Annotated in this window: 22 protein-coding genes and 1 pseudogene; 18 read left to right on the top strand and 5 right to left on the bottom strand. The window is 37.6% G+C overall.

Translation table 11 applies throughout. The features are described 5' to 3' along the window. Positions 1-190 precede the first annotated feature (190 nt). The 6 genes and pseudogenes from ligA to M3627_RS16040 all read left to right on the top strand — a co-directional run. A pseudogene (ligA, locus tag M3627_RS16065) lies at positions 191-1,786 on the top strand (NAD-dependent DNA ligase LigA); the annotation flags it as partial. Positions 1,787-1,800: 14 nt separating this feature from the next. Beyond that, positions 1,801-2,934 carry a CamS family sex pheromone protein gene (locus M3627_RS16060; RefSeq protein WP_251556552.1) on the top strand — a complete coding sequence of 378 codons (1,134 nt, stop codon included), beginning with the start codon at positions 1,801-1,803 and terminating at the stop codon, positions 2,932-2,934. Between the two features lie 82 nt (positions 2,935-3,016). Beyond that, positions 3,017-3,307 (top strand): Asp-tRNA(Asn)/Glu-tRNA(Gln) amidotransferase subunit GatC, encoded by a 291-nt coding sequence (gene gatC / locus M3627_RS16055; RefSeq protein ID WP_169360564.1) that lies wholly within the window; start codon positions 3,017-3,019, stop codon positions 3,305-3,307. A 22-nt stretch (positions 3,308-3,329) separates the two neighbouring features. After that, on the top strand, positions 3,330-4,796 hold the full coding sequence (gene gatA, locus M3627_RS16050; RefSeq protein WP_251556551.1) for an Asp-tRNA(Asn)/Glu-tRNA(Gln) amidotransferase subunit GatA: 1,467 nt from the start codon (positions 3,330-3,332) through the stop codon (positions 4,794-4,796). Beyond that, positions 4,796-6,226 (top strand): Asp-tRNA(Asn)/Glu-tRNA(Gln) amidotransferase subunit GatB, encoded by a 1,431-nt coding sequence (gatB, locus tag M3627_RS16045; protein ID WP_251556550.1) that lies wholly within the window; start codon positions 4,796-4,798, stop codon positions 6,224-6,226. The genes gatA and gatB overlap by 1 nt, the downstream gene beginning before the upstream one ends. A gap of 177 nt (positions 6,227-6,403) precedes the next feature. Beyond that, positions 6,404-7,042: a Type 1 glutamine amidotransferase-like domain-containing protein gene (locus tag M3627_RS16040; RefSeq protein WP_251556548.1), complete on the top strand. Its 639-nt coding sequence runs from the start codon at positions 6,404-6,406 to the stop codon at positions 7,040-7,042. Between the two features lie 181 nt (positions 7,043-7,223). Here M3627_RS16040 and M3627_RS16035 read toward each other — a convergent pair whose 3' ends face one another. Continuing rightward, positions 7,224-8,540 carry a TrkH family potassium uptake protein gene (locus M3627_RS16035; protein WP_251556547.1) on the bottom strand — a complete coding sequence of 439 codons (1,317 nt, stop codon included), beginning with the start codon at positions 8,538-8,540 and terminating at the stop codon, positions 7,224-7,226. A gap of 126 nt (positions 8,541-8,666) precedes the next feature. On the opposite strand from M3627_RS16035, the gene M3627_RS16030 reads away from it, so the two are divergent. From M3627_RS16030 to M3627_RS16005, 7 genes are all read left to right on the top strand, one after another. Then, a complete protein-coding gene (locus M3627_RS16030; protein ID WP_169360569.1) occupies positions 8,667-9,230 on the top strand; it encodes a thioredoxin family protein in 564 nt (187 codons plus the stop codon). A 116-nt stretch (positions 9,231-9,346) separates the two neighbouring features. After that, the gene (locus M3627_RS16025; protein WP_169360570.1) at positions 9,347-10,258 is read left to right on the top strand and encodes a diacylglycerol kinase; all 912 of its coding nucleotides are present in this window, start codon (positions 9,347-9,349) and stop codon (positions 10,256-10,258) included. A gap of 526 nt (positions 10,259-10,784) precedes the next feature. Further along, positions 10,785-12,131: a cytochrome ubiquinol oxidase subunit I gene (locus M3627_RS16020; protein WP_251556546.1), complete on the top strand. Its 1,347-nt coding sequence runs from the start codon at positions 10,785-10,787 to the stop codon at positions 12,129-12,131. Beyond that, entirely contained in the window at positions 12,128-13,153 is a 1,026-nt protein-coding gene (locus M3627_RS16015; RefSeq protein ID WP_251556545.1) for a cytochrome d ubiquinol oxidase subunit II, read from the top strand. Before M3627_RS16020 ends, M3627_RS16015 begins: the two co-directional genes overlap by 4 nt. 14 nt (positions 13,154-13,167) lie before the next feature. Further along, positions 13,168-13,272 carry a cytochrome bd oxidase small subunit CydS family protein gene (cydS, locus tag M3627_RS21190; RefSeq protein ID WP_445678175.1) on the top strand — a complete coding sequence of 35 codons (105 nt, stop codon included), beginning with the start codon at positions 13,168-13,170 and terminating at the stop codon, positions 13,270-13,272. An 85-nt stretch (positions 13,273-13,357) separates the two neighbouring features. Beyond that, positions 13,358-14,059: a YjjG family noncanonical pyrimidine nucleotidase gene (locus M3627_RS16010; protein ID WP_251556544.1), complete on the top strand. Its 702-nt coding sequence runs from the start codon at positions 13,358-13,360 to the stop codon at positions 14,057-14,059. Positions 14,060-14,188: 129 nt separating this feature from the next. After that, positions 14,189-14,377, top strand: coding sequence for a hypothetical protein (locus M3627_RS16005; RefSeq protein WP_251556542.1), 189 nt, complete (start codon positions 14,189-14,191; stop codon positions 14,375-14,377). On the opposite strand, the gene M3627_RS16000 is transcribed toward M3627_RS16005, so the two are convergent. Beyond that, positions 14,355-14,555 carry a hypothetical protein gene (locus tag M3627_RS16000; protein ID WP_251556540.1) on the bottom strand — a complete coding sequence of 67 codons (201 nt, stop codon included), beginning with the start codon at positions 14,553-14,555 and terminating at the stop codon, positions 14,355-14,357. The genes M3627_RS16005 and M3627_RS16000 overlap by 23 nt on opposite strands. Before the next feature lie 212 nt (positions 14,556-14,767). Here M3627_RS16000 and rlmD point away from each other — a divergent pair, with 212 nt between their 5' ends. Further along, positions 14,768-16,129 (top strand): 23S rRNA (uracil(1939)-C(5))-methyltransferase RlmD, encoded by a 1,362-nt coding sequence (rlmD, locus tag M3627_RS15995; protein ID WP_251556538.1) that lies wholly within the window; start codon positions 14,768-14,770, stop codon positions 16,127-16,129. A gap of 91 nt (positions 16,130-16,220) precedes the next feature. Here the strand turns inward: rlmD and M3627_RS15990 are convergent, their stop codons facing one another. After that, complete coding sequence (locus M3627_RS15990; RefSeq protein WP_251556537.1) at positions 16,221-17,189, bottom strand: NAD(P)-dependent alcohol dehydrogenase; 969 nt, start codon at positions 17,187-17,189, stop codon at positions 16,221-16,223. Positions 17,190-17,409: 220 nt separating this feature from the next. Continuing rightward, positions 17,410-17,997, bottom strand: a complete 588-nt coding sequence (locus M3627_RS15985; protein WP_251556536.1) for a Crp/Fnr family transcriptional regulator — start codon at positions 17,995-17,997, stop codon at positions 17,410-17,412. Positions 17,998-18,303: 306 nt separating this feature from the next. On the opposite strand from M3627_RS15985, the gene M3627_RS15980 reads away from it, so the two are divergent. Beyond that, positions 18,304-19,068 carry an SDR family oxidoreductase gene (locus M3627_RS15980; protein ID WP_251556535.1) on the top strand — a complete coding sequence of 255 codons (765 nt, stop codon included), beginning with the start codon at positions 18,304-18,306 and terminating at the stop codon, positions 19,066-19,068. Positions 19,069-19,165: 97 nt separating this feature from the next. Here M3627_RS15980 and M3627_RS15975 read toward each other — a convergent pair whose 3' ends face one another. Next, positions 19,166-19,879 (bottom strand): DUF4386 domain-containing protein, encoded by a 714-nt coding sequence (locus tag M3627_RS15975; RefSeq protein WP_251556534.1) that lies wholly within the window; start codon positions 19,877-19,879, stop codon positions 19,166-19,168. A gap of 80 nt (positions 19,880-19,959) precedes the next feature. Here M3627_RS15975 and M3627_RS15970 point away from each other — a divergent pair, with 80 nt between their 5' ends. The 3 genes from M3627_RS15970 to M3627_RS15960 all read left to right on the top strand — a co-directional run bounded on the left by M3627_RS15970 (position 19,960) and on the right by M3627_RS15960 (position 22,312). Next, on the top strand, positions 19,960-20,823 hold the full coding sequence (locus M3627_RS15970; RefSeq protein ID WP_251556533.1) for a helix-turn-helix transcriptional regulator: 864 nt from the start codon (positions 19,960-19,962) through the stop codon (positions 20,821-20,823). 414 nt (positions 20,824-21,237) lie between these two features. Then, on the top strand, positions 21,238-22,074 hold the full coding sequence (locus tag M3627_RS15965; protein WP_251556531.1) for a hypothetical protein: 837 nt from the start codon (positions 21,238-21,240) through the stop codon (positions 22,072-22,074). Positions 22,075-22,090: 16 nt separating this feature from the next. After that, a complete protein-coding gene (locus tag M3627_RS15960) occupies positions 22,091-22,312 on the top strand; it encodes a GNAT family N-acetyltransferase (RefSeq protein WP_251556530.1) in 222 nt (73 codons plus the stop codon). Positions 22,313-22,531: the final 219 nt, after the last annotated feature.

Raw genomic sequence — 22,531 nt, 5'->3', positions numbered from 1 at the left:
TTACGACATAAATTTACAATTATCATTTTACCTATAATGCTTAATAGTAGAAAAATAGTCGATTTTCAATAGAAATTAGTGCATAATATAATTCATGTGGTTGTCTAAGTAGTAAATTTAAAAAAATCATGAAGAAAACAGTATTAGATGGGCTTTCCACGTATTTGTACAAAAGCAGTTTTACCTATAAGGTTATACAGGTGAGGATATCACGAGTAACATTAAAACGATTCGTGCTGTCCCTTTACGTTTACAGGAAAATGTAACGCTAGAGGCTAGAGGAGAGGCTTATATGCCTAAATCTTCTTTCCTAAAGCTAAATGAACAACGAGCAGAAGATGGGTTAGAATTATTTGCGAATCCGCGCAATGCAGCTGCTGGTTCCTTGCGTCAGCTAGATCCTAAAATTGCTGCAAGCCGTAATTTGTCCATGTTCATTTATGGCATGGGGGGGGACGGGGAAGAGTTTAATATTGACGATCACTCGGAAGCCCTTAAGTATATGAGAAAGCTAGGATTACCTACTAATAACGAAACGAGAGAATGTCATTCCGTTGAAGAGGTTATGGCTTTTATTGAAAAATGGACGACCAAAAGAAATGATATTCCTTATGAGATAGATGGAATTGTGATTAAGGTGAATAATTACTCGCAGCAAGATGAGCTTGGCTTCACAGCTAAAAGTCCACGTTTTGCTATTGCCTACAAATTCCCTGCTGAAGAGGTAGTTACGACGATAATTGGAATCGACTTAACAGTGGGGCGAACTGGTGTAGTTACTCCAACTGCATTGTTAGAACCAGCACAGGTGGCAGGTACAACAGTACAAAGAGCTTCCTTGCATAACGAGGATCTTATTCGCGAAAAGGATATACGAATAGGCGATCGAGTAATCATTCGAAAAGCTGGGGACATCATCCCAGAAGTAGTGGGAGTAATCCTTCAAGAAAGAAAGGATAATCTAGTCCCTTATGAAATGCCGACAAACTGTCCTGCATGTGATAGTGAACTGATACGTATTGAAGAAGAGGTCGCTCTACGATGTGTTAATCCGCAATGTCCAGCTCAAATTCGTGAAGGAATTTATCACTTTGCTTCCCGCAATGCGATGAATATAGAAGGTCTAGGTGGTAAGGTTGTAGAACAGCTCTATAGAGAAGAACTTATAAAGGATGTTTCGGACTTATATAAGCTTACGATCGAGGACTTGGTAAAGCTAGAGCGAATGGGTATGAAATCTGCTACTAATCTTGTCGAGGCTATTACAACTTCAAAATCCAATTCAATGGAGAGAGTATTATTTGGATTGGGCATACGCCATATTGGTGAAAAGGCTGCAAAAATTCTTTCTGAAAAGTTCCTAGATTTTGATGCACTAATGCATGCTACACGAGATGAAATTACTGACATTCATGAAATTGGTGAAAAGATGGCAGATTCTCTTGTAACTTATTTTGAACAGGAAGAGGTTCAAAAGCTAATTGAGCGATTAAAAGAAGCAGGATTAGCAATGAGATACACAGGTAAAGTTATTGATGCTGCTACAATGGAAAACAGTCCATTTGCCGGTAAAACGGTTGTCTTAACAGGGAAACTCACACAATTGACACGTCCAGAGGCAAAAGAAAAAATAGAATCATTAGGTGGTAATGTAGCTGGCAGCGTAAGTAAAAAAACAGACTTAGTTATTGCAGGAGAGGATGCTGGATCTAAGCTAGAAAAGGCTACTAGTCTTGGTATTGAAGTCTGGGATGAGCAAAAGCTATTGGACCATTTAGAAGGATAAAAGGAGTTAAAAGCATGACCAAAAAATATTTAGTGTTAGCTCTTTTGATTTTGGCGTTAGTTATAACGGGATGTACTCCGAATCAAAAAAACGATACAGAAGTTGTGCAAAATACGGAGGAAGAAGCGAAAACAGTCGTGATTCCAAGCATTCAGCTGGATGAAACCTATTATCGTACTTTGATGCCGTATGAAGAGAGTGCAAGCAGAGGATTAGTTGTCTCAAATCTTAATACGAAATACGACATGAAAGAAGTAGAATTAGGTCTATTTCGAATTTCTCAAACAGAATTTTCACCAGATAAGTATATGTTCCAAGAAGGACAATACTTAAAAGGAGATACTTTAAAATCTTGGCTTGCAAGAGAGGGACAAACAAAGGATGGGTTAAATCCGAATGCAGAGGGTCTGACAGGAGAAGAAAAAGCATTAAAAACTCCTGTTTACATTACACATATTGTCGAACAAAACTATTTAGAGGTAGTGGACAATAAAGCTAGACTAGCGGGAGTATCTGTAGGTCTTTCCTTAAATTCAATTTATTATTATACAAAGGAAGAATATGGGGCAGTCTATGAACAAGCCCTAACAGATGAGCAAATCAAGCAGAATGGGGAAAGAATAGCTGAAGAGGTTGTTAGTCGTATGAGAAAAATAGCTGGCCTGGAAGAGGTACCTATTGTTGTAGGTTTGTTTAAACAAAATAGTAATAATGCTATTGTTCCAGGTACTTATTTTGAATACGGTGTTGCTTCTAAAGGTGGCAACCTGTCTGATTGGAAGCCTATCAATGAAGAATATATTATGTTCCCGTCTTCCGAGGCTGAAAAAAAATATCGTGACTTAAATACAGTCTTTAGTAACTTTAAGCGGGATGTGGAAGAGTATTTCTCTAATTATACTAGTGTTATTGGCACAGGATACTTTAAGGACGAGCAACTACAGAAGCTAACTATTGAAATACCAATACAGTTTTTTGGATCTGCAGAGTTAATTGGATTTACACAGCAGCTTGCGGGATATATGAAAGCCAATTTCCCTGCTTCAATGAATGTAGAAATTCAAGTGAACTCATTGGATGGTGCTGAGGCATTGCTAGTTAAAGAGGCAGGTGAAGAGGACGCATTTGTTCATATCTATAACCATTAAGGAAACGATGCGTACTCTGTTCAACTAGTGTGAAAAATGATATGATTATTGTTATGGTTTATTGAATTCGGAGGTGTAAAAATTGGCGAATATTTCAAAAGAAGAAGTAAAACATGTTGCGCATTTAGCTAGACTTGCTATTACTGAAGAAGAAGCGGAGATGTTTGCAGAGCAACTAGCTGCAATTACTAAGTTTGCAGATGAGCTGAACGAATTAGACACTACTGATGTAGCTCCAACTACTCATGTATTACCATTAGTAAATGTGCTTCGTGAGGACAAATCAGTACCTGGCTTAGAGCGTGAGAAAATGATGAAAAATGTTAAAGAAGAAGAAGCAGGACAAGTAAAAGTACCAACTATTATCGAATAAGAAAAAGTTAGGAGGGCATCTGATGACATTATTCAAACATTCAGCAGTAGAACTTCAAGATTTGATCAAAAAGAAAGAAGTATCTATTGAAGAGCTAACTGCTGAATCCTTTAAAAGAATTAATAAAGTGGACGGAGAAGTTCAAGCTTTTCTAGCATTAAATGAAGAGCAAGCAACTGCACAAGCAAAAGAAATGGATCAAGTTCCTTTCGAGGAAAGAGGCCCCCTTTTCGGAATGCCAATCGGAGTAAAAGACAATATCGTAACAGAAGGTATTGAAACTACTTGTGCAAGTAAAATTTTAGAAGGCTTTAACCCTATTTATGATGCAACTGTTGTACATAAACTACGTGATGCTGGATTAATAACAATTGGTAAGTTAAACATGGATGAGTTCGCAATGGGCTCTTCGAATGAAAACTCTGCCTTTAAAAACACAAGAAATCCTTGGAATTTAAATCATGTACCTGGTGGATCTTCAGGTGGTTCGGCTGCAGCTGTAGCAGCAGGAGAGGTACCATTTTCATTAGGATCTGATACTGGTGGATCTATTCGTCAGCCAGCTTCATTCTGTGGAGTGGTTGGGATGAAGCCAACATACGGCCGAGTATCACGTTTTGGATTAGTGGCATTTGCTTCTTCTTTGGATCAAATCGGACCTGTTACACGTAATGTAGAGGACAATGCCTTTTTACTAGAGGCTATTTCTGGTTTAGATGCAAGTGACTCTACTTCTGCAAATGTGGAAGTACCAAGCTTTACTAAATCATTAACAGGTGACATTAAAGGACTTCGTATTGCTGTTCCTAAAGAATATTTAGGACAAGGTGTCGGAGAAGCATCTAAGCAATCTGTACTTGACGCTCTAAAAGTTTTAGAATCACTTGGAGCAACATGGGAAGAAGTATCGTTACCACATTCTAAGTACGCTTTAGCAGCTTACTATTTATTGTCTTCTTCAGAAGCTTCCTCTAACTTAGCTCGTTTTGATGGAATTCGTTATGGCTTCCGTGCAGACAACGTAGAAAACTTAATGGAGCTTTATAAAGAAACTCGTGCACAAGGCTTTGGTGATGAAGTAAAACGTCGTATCATGCTAGGAACTTATTCACTTAGCGCTGGTTCTTATGACGCTTACTACAGAAAAGCACAGCAAGTACGTACTTTGATCAAGCAAGACTTTGACAATGTATTTGATAAATACGATGTTATCATTGGACCAACGACACCAACTCCAGCATTTAAAATTGGGGAAAATGTTAAGGATCCATTAACGATGTATGCCAATGATATTTTAACAATTCCAGTAAACCTTGCTGGCGTCCCTGGAATTTCTATTCCTTGCGGATTCTCAGACGGTCTACCACTAGGATTACAAATTATCGGTAAATACTTTGATGAAGCAACTATCTATCGTGTGGCACATGCTTATGAGCAAGCAACAAGCTTCCATAAACAAACTCCGCAAATATGGGAGGGAGCAAAATAATGAATTTTGAAACGATTATTGGATTAGAGATTCATGTAGAGTTAAAAACAGACTCTAAAATGTTCTCACCAGCACCAGCTCACTTTGGAGCAGAACCAAATACAAATACACATGTAATTGACCTAGGTTACCCTGGAGTATTACCTGTTGTAAATAAAACAGCAGTTGAGTGGGGTATGAGAGCCGCTCTTGCACTTAATATGGACATTGCACCTATAACTAAATTCGACCGTAAAAATTACTTCTATCCGGATAATCCAAAGGCTTACCAAATCTCTCAATTTGACAAGCCAATCGGTGAAAATGGTTGGGTAGAAATTGAAGTGGGCGGAGAAAAGAAACGTATTGGTATTACTCGTCTTCACTTGGAAGAGGATGCAGGAAAGCTTACACATACAAGCAATGGATACTCTCTTGTTGACTTCAACCGTCAAGGTACTCCTTTGATTGAAATCGTATCAGAGCCAGACATCCGCACTCCTGAGGAAGCTTATGCTTATCTTGAAAAGGTTAAATCTATCATCCAATACACAGGAGTTTCTGACTGTAAAATGGAGGAAGGTTCCCTTCGTTGTGATGCGAACATTTCCTTACGTCCATATGGTCAAGAAAAATTCGGTACGAAAACAGAGCTTAAAAACTTAAACTCCTTCAACTTTGTTCGTCGTGGTCTTGAGCATGAACAAATTCGTCAAGCAGAGGTTCTATTATCAGGTGGGGTAATTCCACAAGAAACTCGTCGCTATGATGAGTCAACTGGTAAAACTCTTTTAATGCGTGTTAAAGAAGGAGCGGATGATTACCGTTACTTCCCAGAGCCAGACTTAGTGCAAATTGTCATTGATGATGCTTGGAGAGAACGAGTTCGCTCTGAAATTCCTGAGCTTCCAGATGCACGTAAAGTTCGTTATATCGAGGAGCTAGGCTTACCTGCATACGATGCAATGGTACTTACTTTAACAAAAGAAATGTCAGATTTCTTCGAGGAAACGATTGCTCTAGGGGCAGATGCGAAGCTTGCTTCCAACTGGTTAATGGGTGAGGTTTCAGCTTACTTAAACGCAGACCAAAAAGAATTGAAGGATATCAAGCTTACTCCTTCTAATCTGGCTGGCATGATTAAGCTAATCTCAGATGGTACAATTTCTTCTAAAATCGCGAAGAAAGTATTTAAAGAGCTTGCGGATAACGGCGGAGATGCTGCTGAAGTAGTAAAAGCTAAAGGCTTAGTACAAATTTCAGACGAAGGCGCTCTACGTGAAATCGTAACGGCTACATTAGATGCTAACCCACAATCGATTGAAGACTTTAAAAACGGTAAAGATCGTGCCATCGGCTTCCTAGTAGGACAAATTATGAAAGCAACAAAAGGTCAAGCGAATCCACCTCTTGTTAACAAAATCCTAAACGAAGAAATCGTGAAACGATAAAATCCTAAAGATAATCATAGCGAGTAAGTGATCAGATTTCCTGACCACTTACTCGCTTTTTTGATGCATGTTAGCAAAAGCTCCTCCACATTCAGCTACTTATCAAAGCTGTAAATATATTTAATTTTATAATTATAGATGCTATGATGAGATAATATTTGAGAAAGGGTGATGGGGATGGAGCTATGTTTTATTGGCGGGGGACATGTTTTAAAGGGTGAGCTTGATGACGTTTTTGAAGAATTAGAGTGTAAAATTAGTCCGAATGCGAAAGTATTGGTCGTACCCTTTGCAACAGATGAATCTAGATATGAAAGTTGGATGGAAAGCCTGCAGCAGGCGTTTACACGTATTCCAAACGTGACGCTTGGTTTATTGCATGAAAAGCTACCAAAAGAAGACATGATTAATATGATGGAAGAGTATGATGTTCTTTATATTATAGGAGGAAAACCTGAGCGTTTACTTCAGGTTATTTTGGATAAAGAGCTGACTGCAGCAATTAGTAGTTTTCCAGGCTTAATGATTGGCTATAGCGCAGGTGCATTAGCTTTTTGCACAGACTGCATATTAACAAAGGATGAAGACTACCCCGACACAATTATTTTGCAGGGATTAGAATTAGTCGATTTTAGTGTAGAGGTTCACTATCGCCCAGAATCAGATGATGAGCTGCTGACTCTTTCTAAGGATAGACCAATCTATGCCCTACCAGACGGCAGTGCAATCTTCTATAAAAATGACAACATACATACGAGAATACATGAAGTCATTACCTTTAAGGACGGGACTAAGAAAAACTGTCTCAGCCAGTGAGGGCGGCATGGACTTGGACCGACCGATTATGAGGAGAAACCGACCGATTATCGTGCAGGACCGACTGATTATAAGAGAAAACCGACCGATTTTTAGCCAGAACCGACCGATTATTGCATATAACCGTCCGATTATAAAAAAACACCCCTGCAGACAGGCTAGTGCAGGGGTGTTTCTATCCTTAACCGGTAAACACCTGATCATTTGGATATTTATATTTAACCTTTTTCGGTTTAGTTAAGATGAAAAATAACGTGAGTGGTCCAATTCTGCCTAAGAACATCAACACACAAATGAATACCTTGCCTAACTCTGAAAGCTGAGAGGTAATGCCCATTGAGATACCAACAGTTCCGAATGCGGAAAACACTTCAAATAGCAAAGGGAGCAGAGGAAGCTGCTCTGTTATAGTTAAAGCAAAAGCAAATATAAAAACGGTTGCTAAGCTAACTGTGCTAATAACGAGAGACCTAATAATTATTTCTCGTGAGATGGACCTTTTAAATAGCACTGGATCCTCCTGCTGACGGAAAAATGCAAACGTTGCTGCTATGATGACAATAAAGGTAGTAAGCTTTATGCCAGAAGCCGTAGAGGCACTACCTGCACCGATAAACATGAGAAGCATTGTGAATAATAGAGATGGGTCCTCCATTTGGCCATAATCGATCATATTAAAGCCTGCCGTTCTTGGAGTTACTGCATTAAAGTAGGAGGTCATTATCTTCTCGAAGATTCCCATTTTGCCAATTGTATCATTATTATTAAACTCTAAGATTAAAAGAATAAGTGTAGCTATTGTATTTATTATTAATGTGCCCACGATCATAAGCTTGGTATGTAGTGACCATGCACGAAATTTATTCTTGCGAGAGATATCTATTACTACGACAAATCCAATTCCTCCAATGATTATTAGACTAGTAATAATCAATATAACTAGAGGATCACTAGTGAAGCCCATTAAATTGTCCGGAAACAAAGAGAAGCCTGCATTATTAAAAGCAGAAATTACGTGAAACAAACTATAATATAATGCATCTCCAAAGCCAAACCTTGGTATCCAGTGGAGTGTTAAGAAGACGATAGCAATACTCTCTGTAAGAAGAACAAATAAGAGAATATGCTTAGCTAGCTTGACGATACCTCCAATAGAAGGCTGATTAAAAGATTCCTGCAAATAAATTCGGTGCTGCAAGCCAATTTTTTTGCGAAGAAGAATAAGTATAGCGACTGCAAACGTCATTAACCCAATACCACCACATTGAATTAAGACTAGTAAAACAATTTCCCCAAACATGGTTAGAGTACTACCAGGATCAAAAACACTGAGACCTGTAACCGTGGTAGCAGATGTAACTAGAAAGAATGCATCTACCCAGGAAATCGGATTTGTCGTAGCAAAAGGAAGCTTCATCAAAACTGTTCCTAGAAAGATCAAGGTGGCAAAGCTACTTGCAATCACAACAGGCGGTGAAAAAGAGAGCTTTTTCTCCATTGGGACACTTCCTTTTATTGGATGTAAAATAATAACTACTTTAATCCTGAACAGGTCGCGTGTCAACAACTTGTTTGAAACAAGTGGCTAAAGAAAGTATACTTAAGGAAAAAGGGGGATTTTTCATTGAAAACTGAACAACAATATTTTGAAGAAGCTAAAACCTTAGAGCAGTATATGAATGATATGACTACCAAAAAAGAGGAATCCTTTCGTATATACGACCAATTTCAAGTTCCAGCGGATGATGAATTCATTGAGATATTAAAAACAGAAAAGCCGCATATATTAGTTATCACAGAAGACTGGTGCGGTGATGCCATGATGAATAATGCTATCGTACGAAAGATTGCAGAAGCTGGAAATTTGGACATTCGCACTGTCTACCGCGATGAGAATCTAGAGCTGATGGACCAGTACTTAACAAATGGAGGGCGCTCCATTCCAGTTTATTTATTGTTAAGTCAGGACGGAGAAGTAATTTCTAAATGGGGTCCTCGTGCTGAGATGGTTCAAAAATTTGTGATGGAAGGAAGAGCCAAGTTTCCTGATAAGGAAGACCCGGCATTCGAAGATATCCAAAAGAAATTTTATGAGCAAATGACACAGGAATTTATAGCAAACAAAGAGTTTCACTTGGCAGTTTACGAAGAAATTCGCAGTAGCTGGTTGCCTATTCTTCAAAAATAAGCGAATCGCATATTTAAGGGAGTCGGCTTTAGTCGGCTCTTTCATATGTTAGGAACTTTTTGTGAGGAAATAGAGTCTTTATAATGAAGAAATTGTAAAGTAGAAAGGAAATCCGTATGAAGCGTGCAAGAATTATCTACAATCCTACCTCAGGGAGAGAATTATTTAAGAAACATCTTCCAGAAGTTTTGGAGGCTTTAGAAATAGCTGGATATGAGACGTCCTGCCATGCAACGACTGGTGAAGGAGATGCAATTAGTGCAGCAAAAAAAGCGGTAGAAAATAATTTTGATATAATTATTGCTGCTGGGGGAGACGGAACACTGAACGAGGTTGTTGCTGGTGTAAGTGAATTTGAAAATCGCCCGAAGATTGGTCTCATTCCAATGGGAACGACAAATGATTTTGCTCGAGCAGTTCATATTCCTCGGGATATTAAACGTGCAGTAGATATAATCGTACAGGGTGATACTATTCCAGTGGACGTTGGTCAAGTAAACGACCGTTATTTTATTAACATTGCTGGCGGAGGAAGAATTACAGAGCTTACTTATGAAGTTCCTAGTAAATTAAAAACAATGCTTGGACAACTAGCCTATTACTTAAAAGGAATTGAAATGCTTCCATCGATTAATGCCACGAAGGTTCGAATTGAATATGATGGGGAAGTATTCGAAGATGAAGCGATGATGTTCCTTGTGGGTCTAACCAACTCTGTAGGGGGCTTCGAGAAGCTTGCTCCAAATTCAAGTATTAATGATGGGAACTTCTCGTTGCTTATCTTAAAGAAAGTAAATATTGCAGAGTTTATAAGACTTGCCACTTTAGCTATTCGTGGAGAACATTTAGAAGATCCTCATGTCATTTATAAAAAAGCCCAGCACATTAAAGTGACCTCCGAAGATAAGGTTCTCTTAAATCTGGATGGAGAGTATGGGGGAACTATTCCTGCCACATTCCAAAACCTATATAGACATATAGATGTCTTTGTTCCAATCGATGAGATTCGTGAGCAAGATAGACCATAAAATGAAGCGGTTTTGACAAAACTCTCCTCAACATAATAAGGCCTCGAAAATTTTACGATTTAGTAAAGTTTTTGGGGCTTTTATTCTAATTATCTGTAGTGTTCTTCGTAACTGCGTACGCTTTTTCAGGAGCACTTCTCCATACAACTTATTCGAAAAAAGGTAATCATCCTTGAATGTTAGACTAAATAGAACAAATAGAATTTGAACGCTAAAACTGATACGATCAGATGCTTTACTTCAAAAAGGAGTAAAGCCTTTTTTTATTGAACAAACGTAAGCATACTAATGGATTCAAAAAGGGGGAGATGCATTGCATCCAGTTTATTTTTGACTTTCCTCTCTAAAAGGTTATGAATCCAATAATATTGGGAATAATTTAATAATATATCTGAGCAACATAAAGGAGGAATGGTTAGTGTATAAGAGACAAGAGAGATACTTAATGTGGCTCGCCTTTGTAGTGGCAGGTATTATGATACTATCTATTGCTGGAAGAATTTTTGGAGGGTGAGGAGAGTCAAGTATGGGAAATGCTGATTCAGTTTTCTATAGTCGTGTCTTAACGGAGTTAACCTTATCTTTTCATATTATTTATGCGACTATCGGTGTTGGAGTTCCACTAATGATTATGATTGCTCAGTGGGTTGGTATAAAAAAGAATGATGAACATTACATATTACTAGCAAGGCGCTGGGCAAGGGGATTTGTTATTACGGTTGCCGTCGGTGTAGTAACTGGAACAGCAATTGGAATGCAGCTTTCCTTATTATGGCCGAATTTTATGGAGTTAGCCGGCAATGTGATTGCCCTACCCTTGTTTATGGAGACCTTTGCTTTCTTCTTTGAGGCTATTTTTCTTGGAATTTATCTTTACACTTGGGATCGTTTTGAAAATCAGAAGAAGCATTTATTATTGCTTATACCAGTTGCAGTAGGGGCTTCCTTTTCCGCAGTGTTTATCACGATCGTAAATTCTTTTATGAATTCACCGCAAGGATTTGACATGGTAAATGGGCAAATGGTGAACATTAATCCAATCCTAGCAATGTTTAACCCTGCGATGCCTACGAAGGTAGCCCATGTAGTGGTAACCGCATATATGACATCTGCTTTTGTACTGGCTTCCATTGCAGCCTTCCGTTTGTTAAAGGGTTCTAATCATGTTTATCATAAAAAAGCTTTGTATTTAACTGTAAAATTAGGATTAATCTTTTCAATTGCAACTGCTATTATAGGCGACTTTTCCGGAAAATATTTAGCGGAGTATCAGCCGGAAAAACTAGCAGCTGCCGAATGGCATTTTGAGACACAGGAAAATGCTGAACTTGTTTTGTTTGGAATATTAGATGATGGGGAAGTGAAATATGCTATTAAGGTACCTTATGCCTTGAGTATATTAGCTTACTCTAACCCAACTGCAGAGGTTATTGGATTGGATCAGTTCCCAGTGGATGAAAGACCTCCACTTTATATCCATTATCTTTTTAATATTATGGTAGTAATTGGGATGGGTCTGGCAGCTCTCTCCGCATTTTATTGGTTAGGTAAACGTTTAAAGTGGTCCTTTGTAGATTCTAGGTTGTTTCGATGGCTTCTCGTCTTAGGAGGACCTGCTGCTATTATTGCAATTGAGGCAGGTTGGTGGCTAGCGGAGGTAGGAAGGCAGCCTTGGATATTAAGAGGAATCATGAGGGTGGAGGATGCAGCAACAACAAGTGGGCAGGTAGATTTTATGTTAGTTCTGTTTGCTGGCCTTTACTTAGTTCTTGGAGTTGGAAGTGTTGTAGTACTTACTCGGATGTTCCGTAGAAATCCTGTTGAACAGGAGATAGAGGATAGAAAATTAGATAAAGGCGGTGATATTACATGAGTTTAGAGATTATTGGTCTCACCGTTCTATGGGCTTTTCTATTTGGTTATGTAATAGTAGGCTCCATTGATTTTGGTGCCGGCTTCTTTAATGCATATAGCTTAATAACTGGTAAACAACATATACTGAGCAATATTATTCAACGATACTTATCTCCAGTATGGGAGGTAACAAATGTATTTCTCGTATTTTTCTTCGTTGGTATTATTGGTTTCTTTCCTAAGACTGCCTACTATTATGGAACTACTCTTCTCGTACCTGTGGGCATAGCATTAATATTGCTTGGCATCAGAGGGTCCTACTATGCCTTTGAAACGTATGGATCCAGAGGCCATAAAGGGTATTCTTTTATGTATGGTTTATCTGGATTGTTACTACCGGCTTCATTATCTATCGTACTAACTATTTCAGAGGGCGGTTTCGTTGATATGATCAGCGGATCACCAAGTTTAAATTATGATGCCTTGTTCACTAGTCCGTTAACTTGGTCTATTGTGGCCTTAAGCTTGACCTCTGTTTTGTATATCTCTGCAGTCTTTTTAACTTGGTATGCCAATAAGGCAGGGGACCCAAAAGCAACTCAACTGATGAGAAAGTACGCATTGATTTGGTCTTTTCCAACGATTATAACTGCAGGCGGAATAATGGTAGAATTACGCTCACACAATGTGGAGCATTATAATAATATGCTTGATATTTGGTGGACGTTTGGTTTGTCCTTCCTCCTGTTCTTAGGTACCGTTTGGTTACTGTGGAAAAAGAAAAAATATGGTCTAGCATTTGGACTTCTGGCAGGACAATTTTTAATCGCTTTTTTTGCTTATGGGTATTCTCATTTACCGTATTTACTTTATCCATACTTATCTATACACGATAGCTTTACAAATGAGGCCATGGCAATTTCATTAATCATTGCATTTGTTCTAGGGCTAGCCTTATTAATCCCCTCCTTGTATTTGTTACTAAAGCTATTTCTATTCAACAAAGATTATGTTAAAGGGAAAAAGAAAAATCACGCTTAGGAGGAATGAACGTTATGATGGAATTCCTAATATTTTATGCTCCCTTCATAGTACTGATTGGCTCCATTATTATAGCCTTCTGGGTATCTACCATGGATGGACCAGTAAGAGATGAATAATTGTCCAGGACCTCAGGTTGGGGTCTTTTTTTCTGCTCATTTCCTTCCCAGGTGTTAAAATAAGCTTAGAGAGGTGGAGAAATAAATGAAGTATGACGTAATATTGTTCGACTTGGACGATACCTTATTCGATTTTGGAATGACCGAAAGAAATGCATTCCATCAGTTATTTTTAGAATATGGACTGCCAAACGGTTTGCAAGATTACTTAGGCAGCTACAAGTCAATTAGTAAGGTTTTATGGGACGAATTAGAACAGGGCGTTACAACGCTAGAGATACTTAAAATAGAGAGATTCAAACGTTTATTTTTAGAACATAATCTAAAGTTAGATTTGGAAGCAGTAAGTCATAAGTACATAGAAAATCTAGGTAGAGAAATCCACTTAATATCTGGGGTGGAGGAAATGCTGGCTAGTCTGGCTGGCAGTCGTTTAGCTATATTAACAAATGGATTTCAAATTGCCCAGCATGCTAGGATCAAGAGTTCACCATTGAAGGATGTGTTTGAAGCTATCATCACTTCAGAAGAAGCTGGTTATCAAAAGCCACAGCCTGCTATATTTGAATATACATTTAAGAAATTAGAAATAACAGAAAAGTCTAAAGTATTGATGGTTGGTGATTCTCTTACTTCTGATATACAAGGTGGAAACCATTTTGGAATAGATACATGCTGGTTTAATCCAAACCAAAAGGAAAACACAACAACTATAATACCAACATATGAAATAGAGAATTGGAGTCAGCTCAATGGAATTGTGAATGGTCAATTAATAGAGAAATAAATTAGAAAAACTCCCATTTAGTTAAAATAATTTTTTAAAATCTTCCAAATAATGTATACAATATTTCCAGTATATGAGATAATAATCTTATAACAATATTATTGTTAAAGACATAACCTGGAGTTGACCATGTTTGTGATAGCACGTAACACAAATGGTGTTACAGAAGTGTTGAAAAACTCAAATAGCCAAATGGTAAAAGTATTTTATGATTATGAAGAGGCAGAACGGTTTGTAACTCGATTAAACAAAAGTGTATTACCTAATAAACACTGGTCTGTTATAGAGGATTCGTCTATATTAAAGTTAAATGAGTAAGGAATAATTCCTTACTTTTTTTGTTGTTTAGGAAATTATAAAATTCGGAACCTGTGCCTTGCCCCTCGGGGTCAAATGGATAAAAGCTCCGGTGGCTGAGGAGCTGCCTCCTCGCTTTTCCCATTTGTCTGTCGGGGCAGTGACAGGCGATTCCGCTTTTCTTGATGTCTAGCTTCATCGCCTTGCCCCTCGGGGTCAAATGGATAAAAGCTCCGGTGGCTGAGGAGCTGCCTCCTCGCTTTTCCCCATTTGCCTGTCGGGGCAGTGCAGGCGATTCCGCTTTTCTTGTTTCTAAAATTAGTTGGAAATTTATATACATAAGCTACCTAATACTATTGAACGCCTTTATTTGATATAATAATATCCATTACACAAGAACGGAGATTTAACGTGAACACACCAGTAAATAAGAATGATCAGTTAACAGTTTATATAGAGGATTTGACACATGATGGGTCAGGAGTAGCAAAGGTCGATGGCTACCCACTGTTTATCCACGGGGGTCTTCCTGATGAAAAAGCAGAGGTACGTGTTGTAAAAACATTAAAAAACTATGGCTTTGCTAAATTACTTCATATTGTAGAGCCTTCTCCTTTCCGTGTGGAAGCACCATGTCCAGTATTTTATGAGTGTGGTGGCTGTCAGCTTCAGCATATCAATTATGAAGGTCAGTTGAAATGGAAGGAAAATATGGTTCGAAATGTCATGCAAAGACTAGGTAAGATTGATGCACCAGTACTACCGGTAAAAGGAATGAACAATCCTTGGGAATATCGCAATAAATCCCAAATTCCATTTGGCTTAGTCGATGGAAAGGTGATTGGAGGGTTCTACCAGGCAAAATCTCACCGTATTGCAGACACACCGACTTGTCTAATTCAATCCGATGAAGCAGACCGATTGATGAGAGCATTCAAAGAGAAGGCATTAGAGCTAGACTTGATTCCTTACAATGAGGATACGAAGAAAGGTCAGCTTCGCCACTTAGTAGTACGTAAAGGACGAGCTACCGGCGAGGTAATGGTTGTCCTAGTGACGAAGCATCCTAAGCTTTCCAAAAAGGAAGCGATTATTGAGCTAATTAGAGAGGTAGAGCCAAAGGTGACCTCCATTATGCAAAATATAAACTCCAAAAATACAAATGTGATCTTTGGGGATCAAACTAACCTATTGTGGGGGAAACCAACGATTGAGGATCTAATCGGAGATGTACGCTTCGAAATTTCCGCTAGGTCCTTCTATCAGGTGAATCCAGAGCAGACAGAAGTGTTATACCAGCAGGCGCTTGATTATGCACAGCTTGCAGGTGACGAGACAGTTATCGATGCCTATTGTGGAATTGGTACGATTTCTTTGTTCCTTGCACAAAAAGCGAAGCAAGTACTTGGTGTGGAGATTGTTCCCCAAGCAATTGAGGATGCAAAAAGAAACGCCGAGCTAAACGACTTTACGAACACGTACTTTGAAGCAGGCCCAGCAGAGGAAGTCATCCCACGCTGGTACAAGGAAGGGAAAACAGCAGATGTATTAGTTGTGGACCCTCCAAGAAAAGGCTGCGACGAGGCACTACTAACAACGATTATTGAACAACGCCCAAAACGTGTGGTATACGTTTCCTGTAATCCAGCAACCTTAGCGCGTGATCTTCGCATCTTAGAGGACGGCGGCTATAAGACACAGGAGATTCAGCCAGTTGATATGTTCCCGCAGACAACACACTGTGAAGTTGTTACTTGGTTGGAGTTAGTGTAATAGTGAATTAAAAAGCAGACGGGTTAGAGGTGTTGGTATCGCACTTCTAAGTTCCGTCTGCTTTTTATTTATGGATGAAGCAAGGCACTTATTATAAAGTAATCACTACTTTACCTTGAGCGTGACCTTCCTGGAAATATTTGAATGCCTCCGTTATTTCACTTAATTTAAACCGTTTATCAATTATTGGTTTAACTTTTCCACTTTGAAGTAACTCTTTTACATCATTTAAGTCATTTTGATTTGCTCTCTGTAATAGGCTACTCATTTTCCTGCTTCCAGTCATTGAAATAAAAGGCCCAAGAATTAACGTTTGATAAAGCTGAGACTCAGAACCTCCTACGTGAACAAATTTCCCATTTGGTTTTAGAACCTTTTTATAAGCTGAAAGGGAATTAGACCCATTGACGCCGAGAACTAAATCATAGGATTCCTTATGTTGTGCGAAATCCTCTTTTGTATAATTGATGATATGATCTGCTCCTATAGAACGCAATATTTCAACGTTTCGTGAACTGCATACGCCAGTTACTTCAGCACCGAATGATTTAGCGATTTGCACCGCAAAAGTACCAACGCCTCCAGATGCGCCATAAATTAATACTTTATGCCCCGATTGAATCCCACCTTTATCTCGTAGGCCTTGTAAGGCAGTCACAGCTGCCATAGGAGTCGCAGCTGCTTCTTCAAAGGAAATATTGTTGGGTTTATGCGCTAAAGCATGTTCTGGTGCAGTTACATATTCAGCAAAACCACCCCAGCCACAAGTAGAGAGGTCACTAAATACTTCATCACCTACGTTAAATCGCTTTACGTTTTCCCCAACAGCTTCAACTGTACCAGCTATGTCACCTCCTGGAATAGAGTATTTTGGTTTCGTTAGTCCGAACGCAAATCGGGCTAAGAAGGGTTTGCCCTTCAAAAGAACTAAGTTGCCAAAATTTAAAGATGCTGAATTAACCTTTACCAATACTTGGTTCTCAGTAGGGAAAGGTTTTTTAATCTCTTTTAATACAAGCACATCGGGCGAACCATATTGATCACAAACTATCGCCTTCATAAAAATCTCCTCCAAATGTTAATATCTTTGATTAATTTTAATAATAACAAGAGGATAAAAACCGTTCATTGACTTAAGTTAATTTCTAGATACTTTATAAATTTTTTATTTGTAAACACAAAAGGTAAGGGTGATATATAGTTCAATGATATTTGGTAAGTCAGTCTTCGGTGCTTAGTTGCTACTTTGAAGGAGGATAATTGGTGGGATGGAATTTTTTTTATAATGTATTTTTTTTAATACGTTTTTTTATTCTACTTAACGATTCAGGAGTAATTCCAAGATAACTAGCTAATTGATGTTGTGGTACACGTTCAATTAACTCGGGGCGTTTCCTTAAAATGGATTCGTATCGTTCCTCTGGAGAAGAACCAATAAATTCACCGAATTGATCTTGTATTTCACCAACGTTTATTTCCATCATTTTACGGATCATTATTTCAAGTTGTGGGTATTTGTTTAACATCGTATTTTCAGAATCAATATCACCAACAACTAATCTGCAATCTTCAACACAAACTAATGAATACTTTGATAAGTCACCTTGAGTCTTTTCGTTGATAATTGGAATAGCTTGTTCTTCAGTAAAAAAATTTGATGTTACTTCTTTACCTGATTCATCTATAAAAAACTGCCTAACACACCCTATTAATACGAAATAACATTTAATAGCAGAAAGTTCTCCTTGTCTAAGAAGATATTGTCCTTTTTTATATTCATCAATTCGTAAACTTTCTGAGATTGCCCGCTGTTCATCTTCGCTGATTAAAGTAAAGTCAGACATATATTTTAATAGTATATCCATCATGTATTCTCTCCTTTCTAATTAAGGCAATTTAAATGTATCTTATCATTTCAATACCTTTAACCGTTTTACCTTTTTAGATAGAAACACAATCGAAATAGTATCTCTTTTACTATTCAATTAACGGATGCTTTAGTAAAGAAAGGATTTATAATAAAGCATATAAAAATTAGTCTAATAACATTCCAAAATAAATATTTAGGCATACTAAAAAGGGCTAAGTTCTATGATTGTAGGACCTTAGAATAAAGTAACCAACTTTTGAATATTACAATAGTAAGATAATCCATCTGAATGGGAGTGTTGTACTTGAGAATCCTTGTAACTGGTTCAACCGGAAAATTAGGGTCGGCTTTGTTAAAGCAATTAAAAGATTTAGACTATCAAGTAAAAATAACTTCGAGAAGAAAACCAGAAGGAGAAGCCTTCCCATGGGTTTATAGCGATTTATTATCAGGTGAAGGTTTAGAAGAAGCGGTAAAAGATGTGGACGTCATTATTCACGCAGCAACTAGTCCGATAAAAAATTCTAAAAGCATTGAGGTTGCTGGGTTAGAAAAATTATTAAGCAAGCTGAATCATATACACCTGTTTATTTATCCATCAATTGTAGGAATTGAGGAAATCCCCTTCCAATATTATAGACTTAAATACGAAGCAGAAGAATTATTAAAAAATAGTTCTGTACCCTATACAATTGCTCGTGCAACGCAGTTTCATAGCTTTGTTGAGGATTTACTCTTATCAAAACCTCTCTTTAAAAGATATATAATCCCTGGAAAGGTTAAATTTCAAAGCATCGATGTTAATGAATTTGCTAGACATTTAATCGATTTAGTTAATAAAGGTCCACAAGGGAAATTAGATGATTTCTGTGGACCAGAGATAATGACATTAAGAGAAATGGCGGAGTTAAAAATTAAGGTGAACAATGAAACGAATGATGTTTTAAGCATTCCTCTCCCAGGGAAATTATACAATTCATTAATTGAAGGGAAAAATACAAATCCTCTGCAAAAGAAAGGGATAATTACGTATGAGGAATTTTTAAGGAATAAACTGAATTATATTTAATGAGTGAATTTATCAATAAGGTATCAAGTAAACAATGTGGTTTGAATTTTTTTGAAAGGAATGGAATTGAAAATTGTAAATTTTTTCTCTTAGTGCATTACTCAGCATAGCTCCTGCTTCCTCTTAATATCTCTAATTTCTTTGTATTAAAGCCTTTTATAATTAACCAGGTTGCCAAACTTAACTCATAGATGCCAACTGGCAGGGCGATAAGTCCCTTTAGAGTAGAGAATGGGCCAATGATATCAAACATATTGAGCAATCCAGCAAGGAATACCATAACAGCCGTCAACATTCCAAATAACGCTAGCGGTTTTGGAACGATTTCCGTTTTATATAATAAATAACTGTACAAGAGTGTATTCAAGCCGAGCATTAAATTCGGCCCTAATATAGAAGTCCAAGCATGAAATGATTGAAGAACGCTTCCTATTTGATGATATGCTCCTTCATTAACAAATTGTCCAGCTCCGTAAGCAGAACTAAGACCTAGCAAACCTAATATACTCACCACGCCAATCGCTATAAAAACAGCCTCCATAAATCGAAAACAAAGATAAGCTAATGCGGTATGTTCATTCCATAGTCGTACATACGGAAATAACATAACAGCGGTTCCAACTGCAGTTATAATGAGCAAGATGTCATTCATAACACCAACCAAAACGGCTGTTTTCGAACCATTCACCACAGCCATATACCAATCTCCTGATAGTAACGGCTGATATAATAGTACAGCCATAACAGCACTGGCTGCTGCCACGATATAAAATATACCGATTAATATTCCATTTATTCTATCCTTTTTCATTACATTTACCTCCTTGAAATGATTTATCATATCAGCAATTTTTTGTCGGAATACCTTAAAAATGAAGGGAAGGAACCCTTATGGATCATTATAAAATTATTGAAAACTCTTTAACTTTTATTGAAGATCATATTGAGGAACCTTTGTCATTGGAGTCTGTATCTAAAAACTTCAACATGTCGAAATTTTATTATCATAGACTTTTTTCTGCAATTATGGGTTGTTCCTTGAACCAATACATATTGTTAAGACGGTTAAATAGTGCGGTTAAATTAATACAAGAAGACCGATTATCATTGACGGAGATTGCTTATCAGTTAAACTTTGGATCACAATCTTCATTCACTCGTGCTTTTAAACGTCAATTTCAATTAGCTCCTAGCTCACTAAAAGAAAAAGATACCGACATATCTCTAGAACCTATACCTTCAGTCGTTAAACGCCCTGTAAAAAACATTAATGGTGATGTAGTAACAGATTTTACCTTAATGGAATTTGATGCTATCAGGTTGACGGGCATCGCATTTGAAGTTGATTTGGCATGTGAGGATTACAAAGCACAAATTCACGCTCATTCGAAAATGCTCTTAGAAACAATAGATGAGACCATATCTGGACCTTGTTTTATGGTCTATTCCAATTGCCGTTCAAATTCAACACGCTTCAATGCTCTATTTGGCATTCCATATGATATACAAATAGATAAACCTTTCTACTTCAACATAGATGTGCCGCAAATATTTTGTGCTAAGTTCCAATACTCTGGTGACCTTCTTGATGTAGGGGATGTATTTAAAACCGACTTCGCAAGATTTTTGAAAATTTCAAAGCAAGAAAGAGAACAATCAGATATAGAACTTATTCAAGCGTTTAATAGCGTTCATCAGCTTGATTCGGACTATCATATATTTACCCCTATTAAAAAGCTGCCGATCGATTATTAGCAATTGATGAATCTGTTTGAAGGGCCAAATCCGTTGCCCTAAATTTATCACTGCGGTACTGTTTTCACTATCCATATCTTGCTGTAAAACAATTATTTTACTTCCTGAACGACTCCAGATATTGTGAAGAAACGATTAGATAGCTATTGTTAGGGGATAATGTTAGCATCCTTTGTTGAACTTTTCTGAGTAAAAAACATAGAACTACTCCACACATGTGAGAAATTATATTGATATACTATACTAGCTAGGTAGTTAATAAAATCGTCTTTGACCATCCGATATGGCATTGCTTATGAGTGGCCCAAACCAATAAGAAAACAGACAATGTAAAATTTGTTCTAGATAAAATATAGAGAAAAATTCAAGCCTGTTAAAATTATCTTTAAACAAGGTTTATTAAAAGGAGAAAACATGCAAACGATTAAAAAATACTTTGGCGAATTTAATATGAAATGGCCAAAAGTTATCATTTTAGCTGTTATTACAGCATTATATACTGCATTGATCAATCAGGTTTCATTTTTACAAGACACCTCCTTTCAGGACATAGCCGTTTATCCTGACTGGTGGTTTCTATTTGCTATATTTATCATTGTTAACTGCAAAAAGTGGTGGGAAGCCTCACTTAAATGTTTCGTGTTCTTCCTTGTCAGCCAGCCCCTCATTTATTTGATTGAGGTTCCGTTTTATGCATACGGTTGGGACATATTCCGTTATTATGATTATTGGTTTAAAATTACCGTCCTGACCTTACCTGGTGCTGCAATAGCATTCCAACTTAAAAAGAAGAACTGGATCAGCGTTTTAGTTTTGTCTGTGGCTACTGGGTATCTTTCTTGGGCAAGCGTGCACTATTTCAGAGCTGCACAGGCCAATTTCCCGAATCATCTGTTAAGCGCCGTATTCTGCCTTGCTCTGGCAGTTTTTTTTGTTTTTATTTTGCTGGATAAGAAGAAGCATTGCATCACTGCCCTTGCTATTATAGCTGCCGTTTTTATTGCAGTTTTTGCCTTCACCAAAATAGATGACACTATGGAAATGTACCTTGACGAGGGAAAATGGACCTTCTCGGCTGAGGATAAATCAGTTGTAACTGTGGAGATTGTAGAAGGGAACCATGTGACGATGTCAGCAATACACGATGGCACTACTTTTATCCGCTTTGAAAACACTGCCGGTGTCGAAAGAAACTATCTTGTTACTGTAAGCGGTGGCAGCATATGGATTGATGCGATTGACGAAGATTGAGCTTTTACTTCATTGAATGGGGAAACTAATCCTAAAATTAGCCTTCGAAGTACTTGGTTTAGAGCGAGTGTATGTTGGATACGAGGTTAAGAATAGTGCTTCTGGAAAAGTATTTAGTCGTTTAGGCATGACATGTGAAGGAATCCTTCGTAAAAGGGAAATGATAAAAGGAGAACTAGTAGATAGTGTATATCATTCGATAATATTAAAAGACGAGTATCTAAACATCGAAAAATGAGAATAGGACAGGTAGTACATGGTAAAGAATAATTTTAGTATTACTATTTGTTAATACGAAAAGAACATCCAAAAGATGACCCCGACAGTTGAGAGGGCACTGAAAAAGTCAATGAAATTACTAAAGCGATTGCGTGAACCTGTTCACGCAATCGCTTTTTCTTTATCTTACATCCTCTTATCATAGTATAATGAGTAAAACTAACTAGAGGTGACGCAA

This window comes from Psychrobacillus sp. MER TA 171 (genome assembly GCF_023713305.1).
In the GTDB taxonomy this organism is placed as follows: domain Bacteria; phylum Bacillota; class Bacilli; order Bacillales_A; family Planococcaceae; genus Psychrobacillus.
Note: the sequence above shows the minus strand (reverse complement) of the source record. Positions and strands in the feature narration are given on the sequence as shown.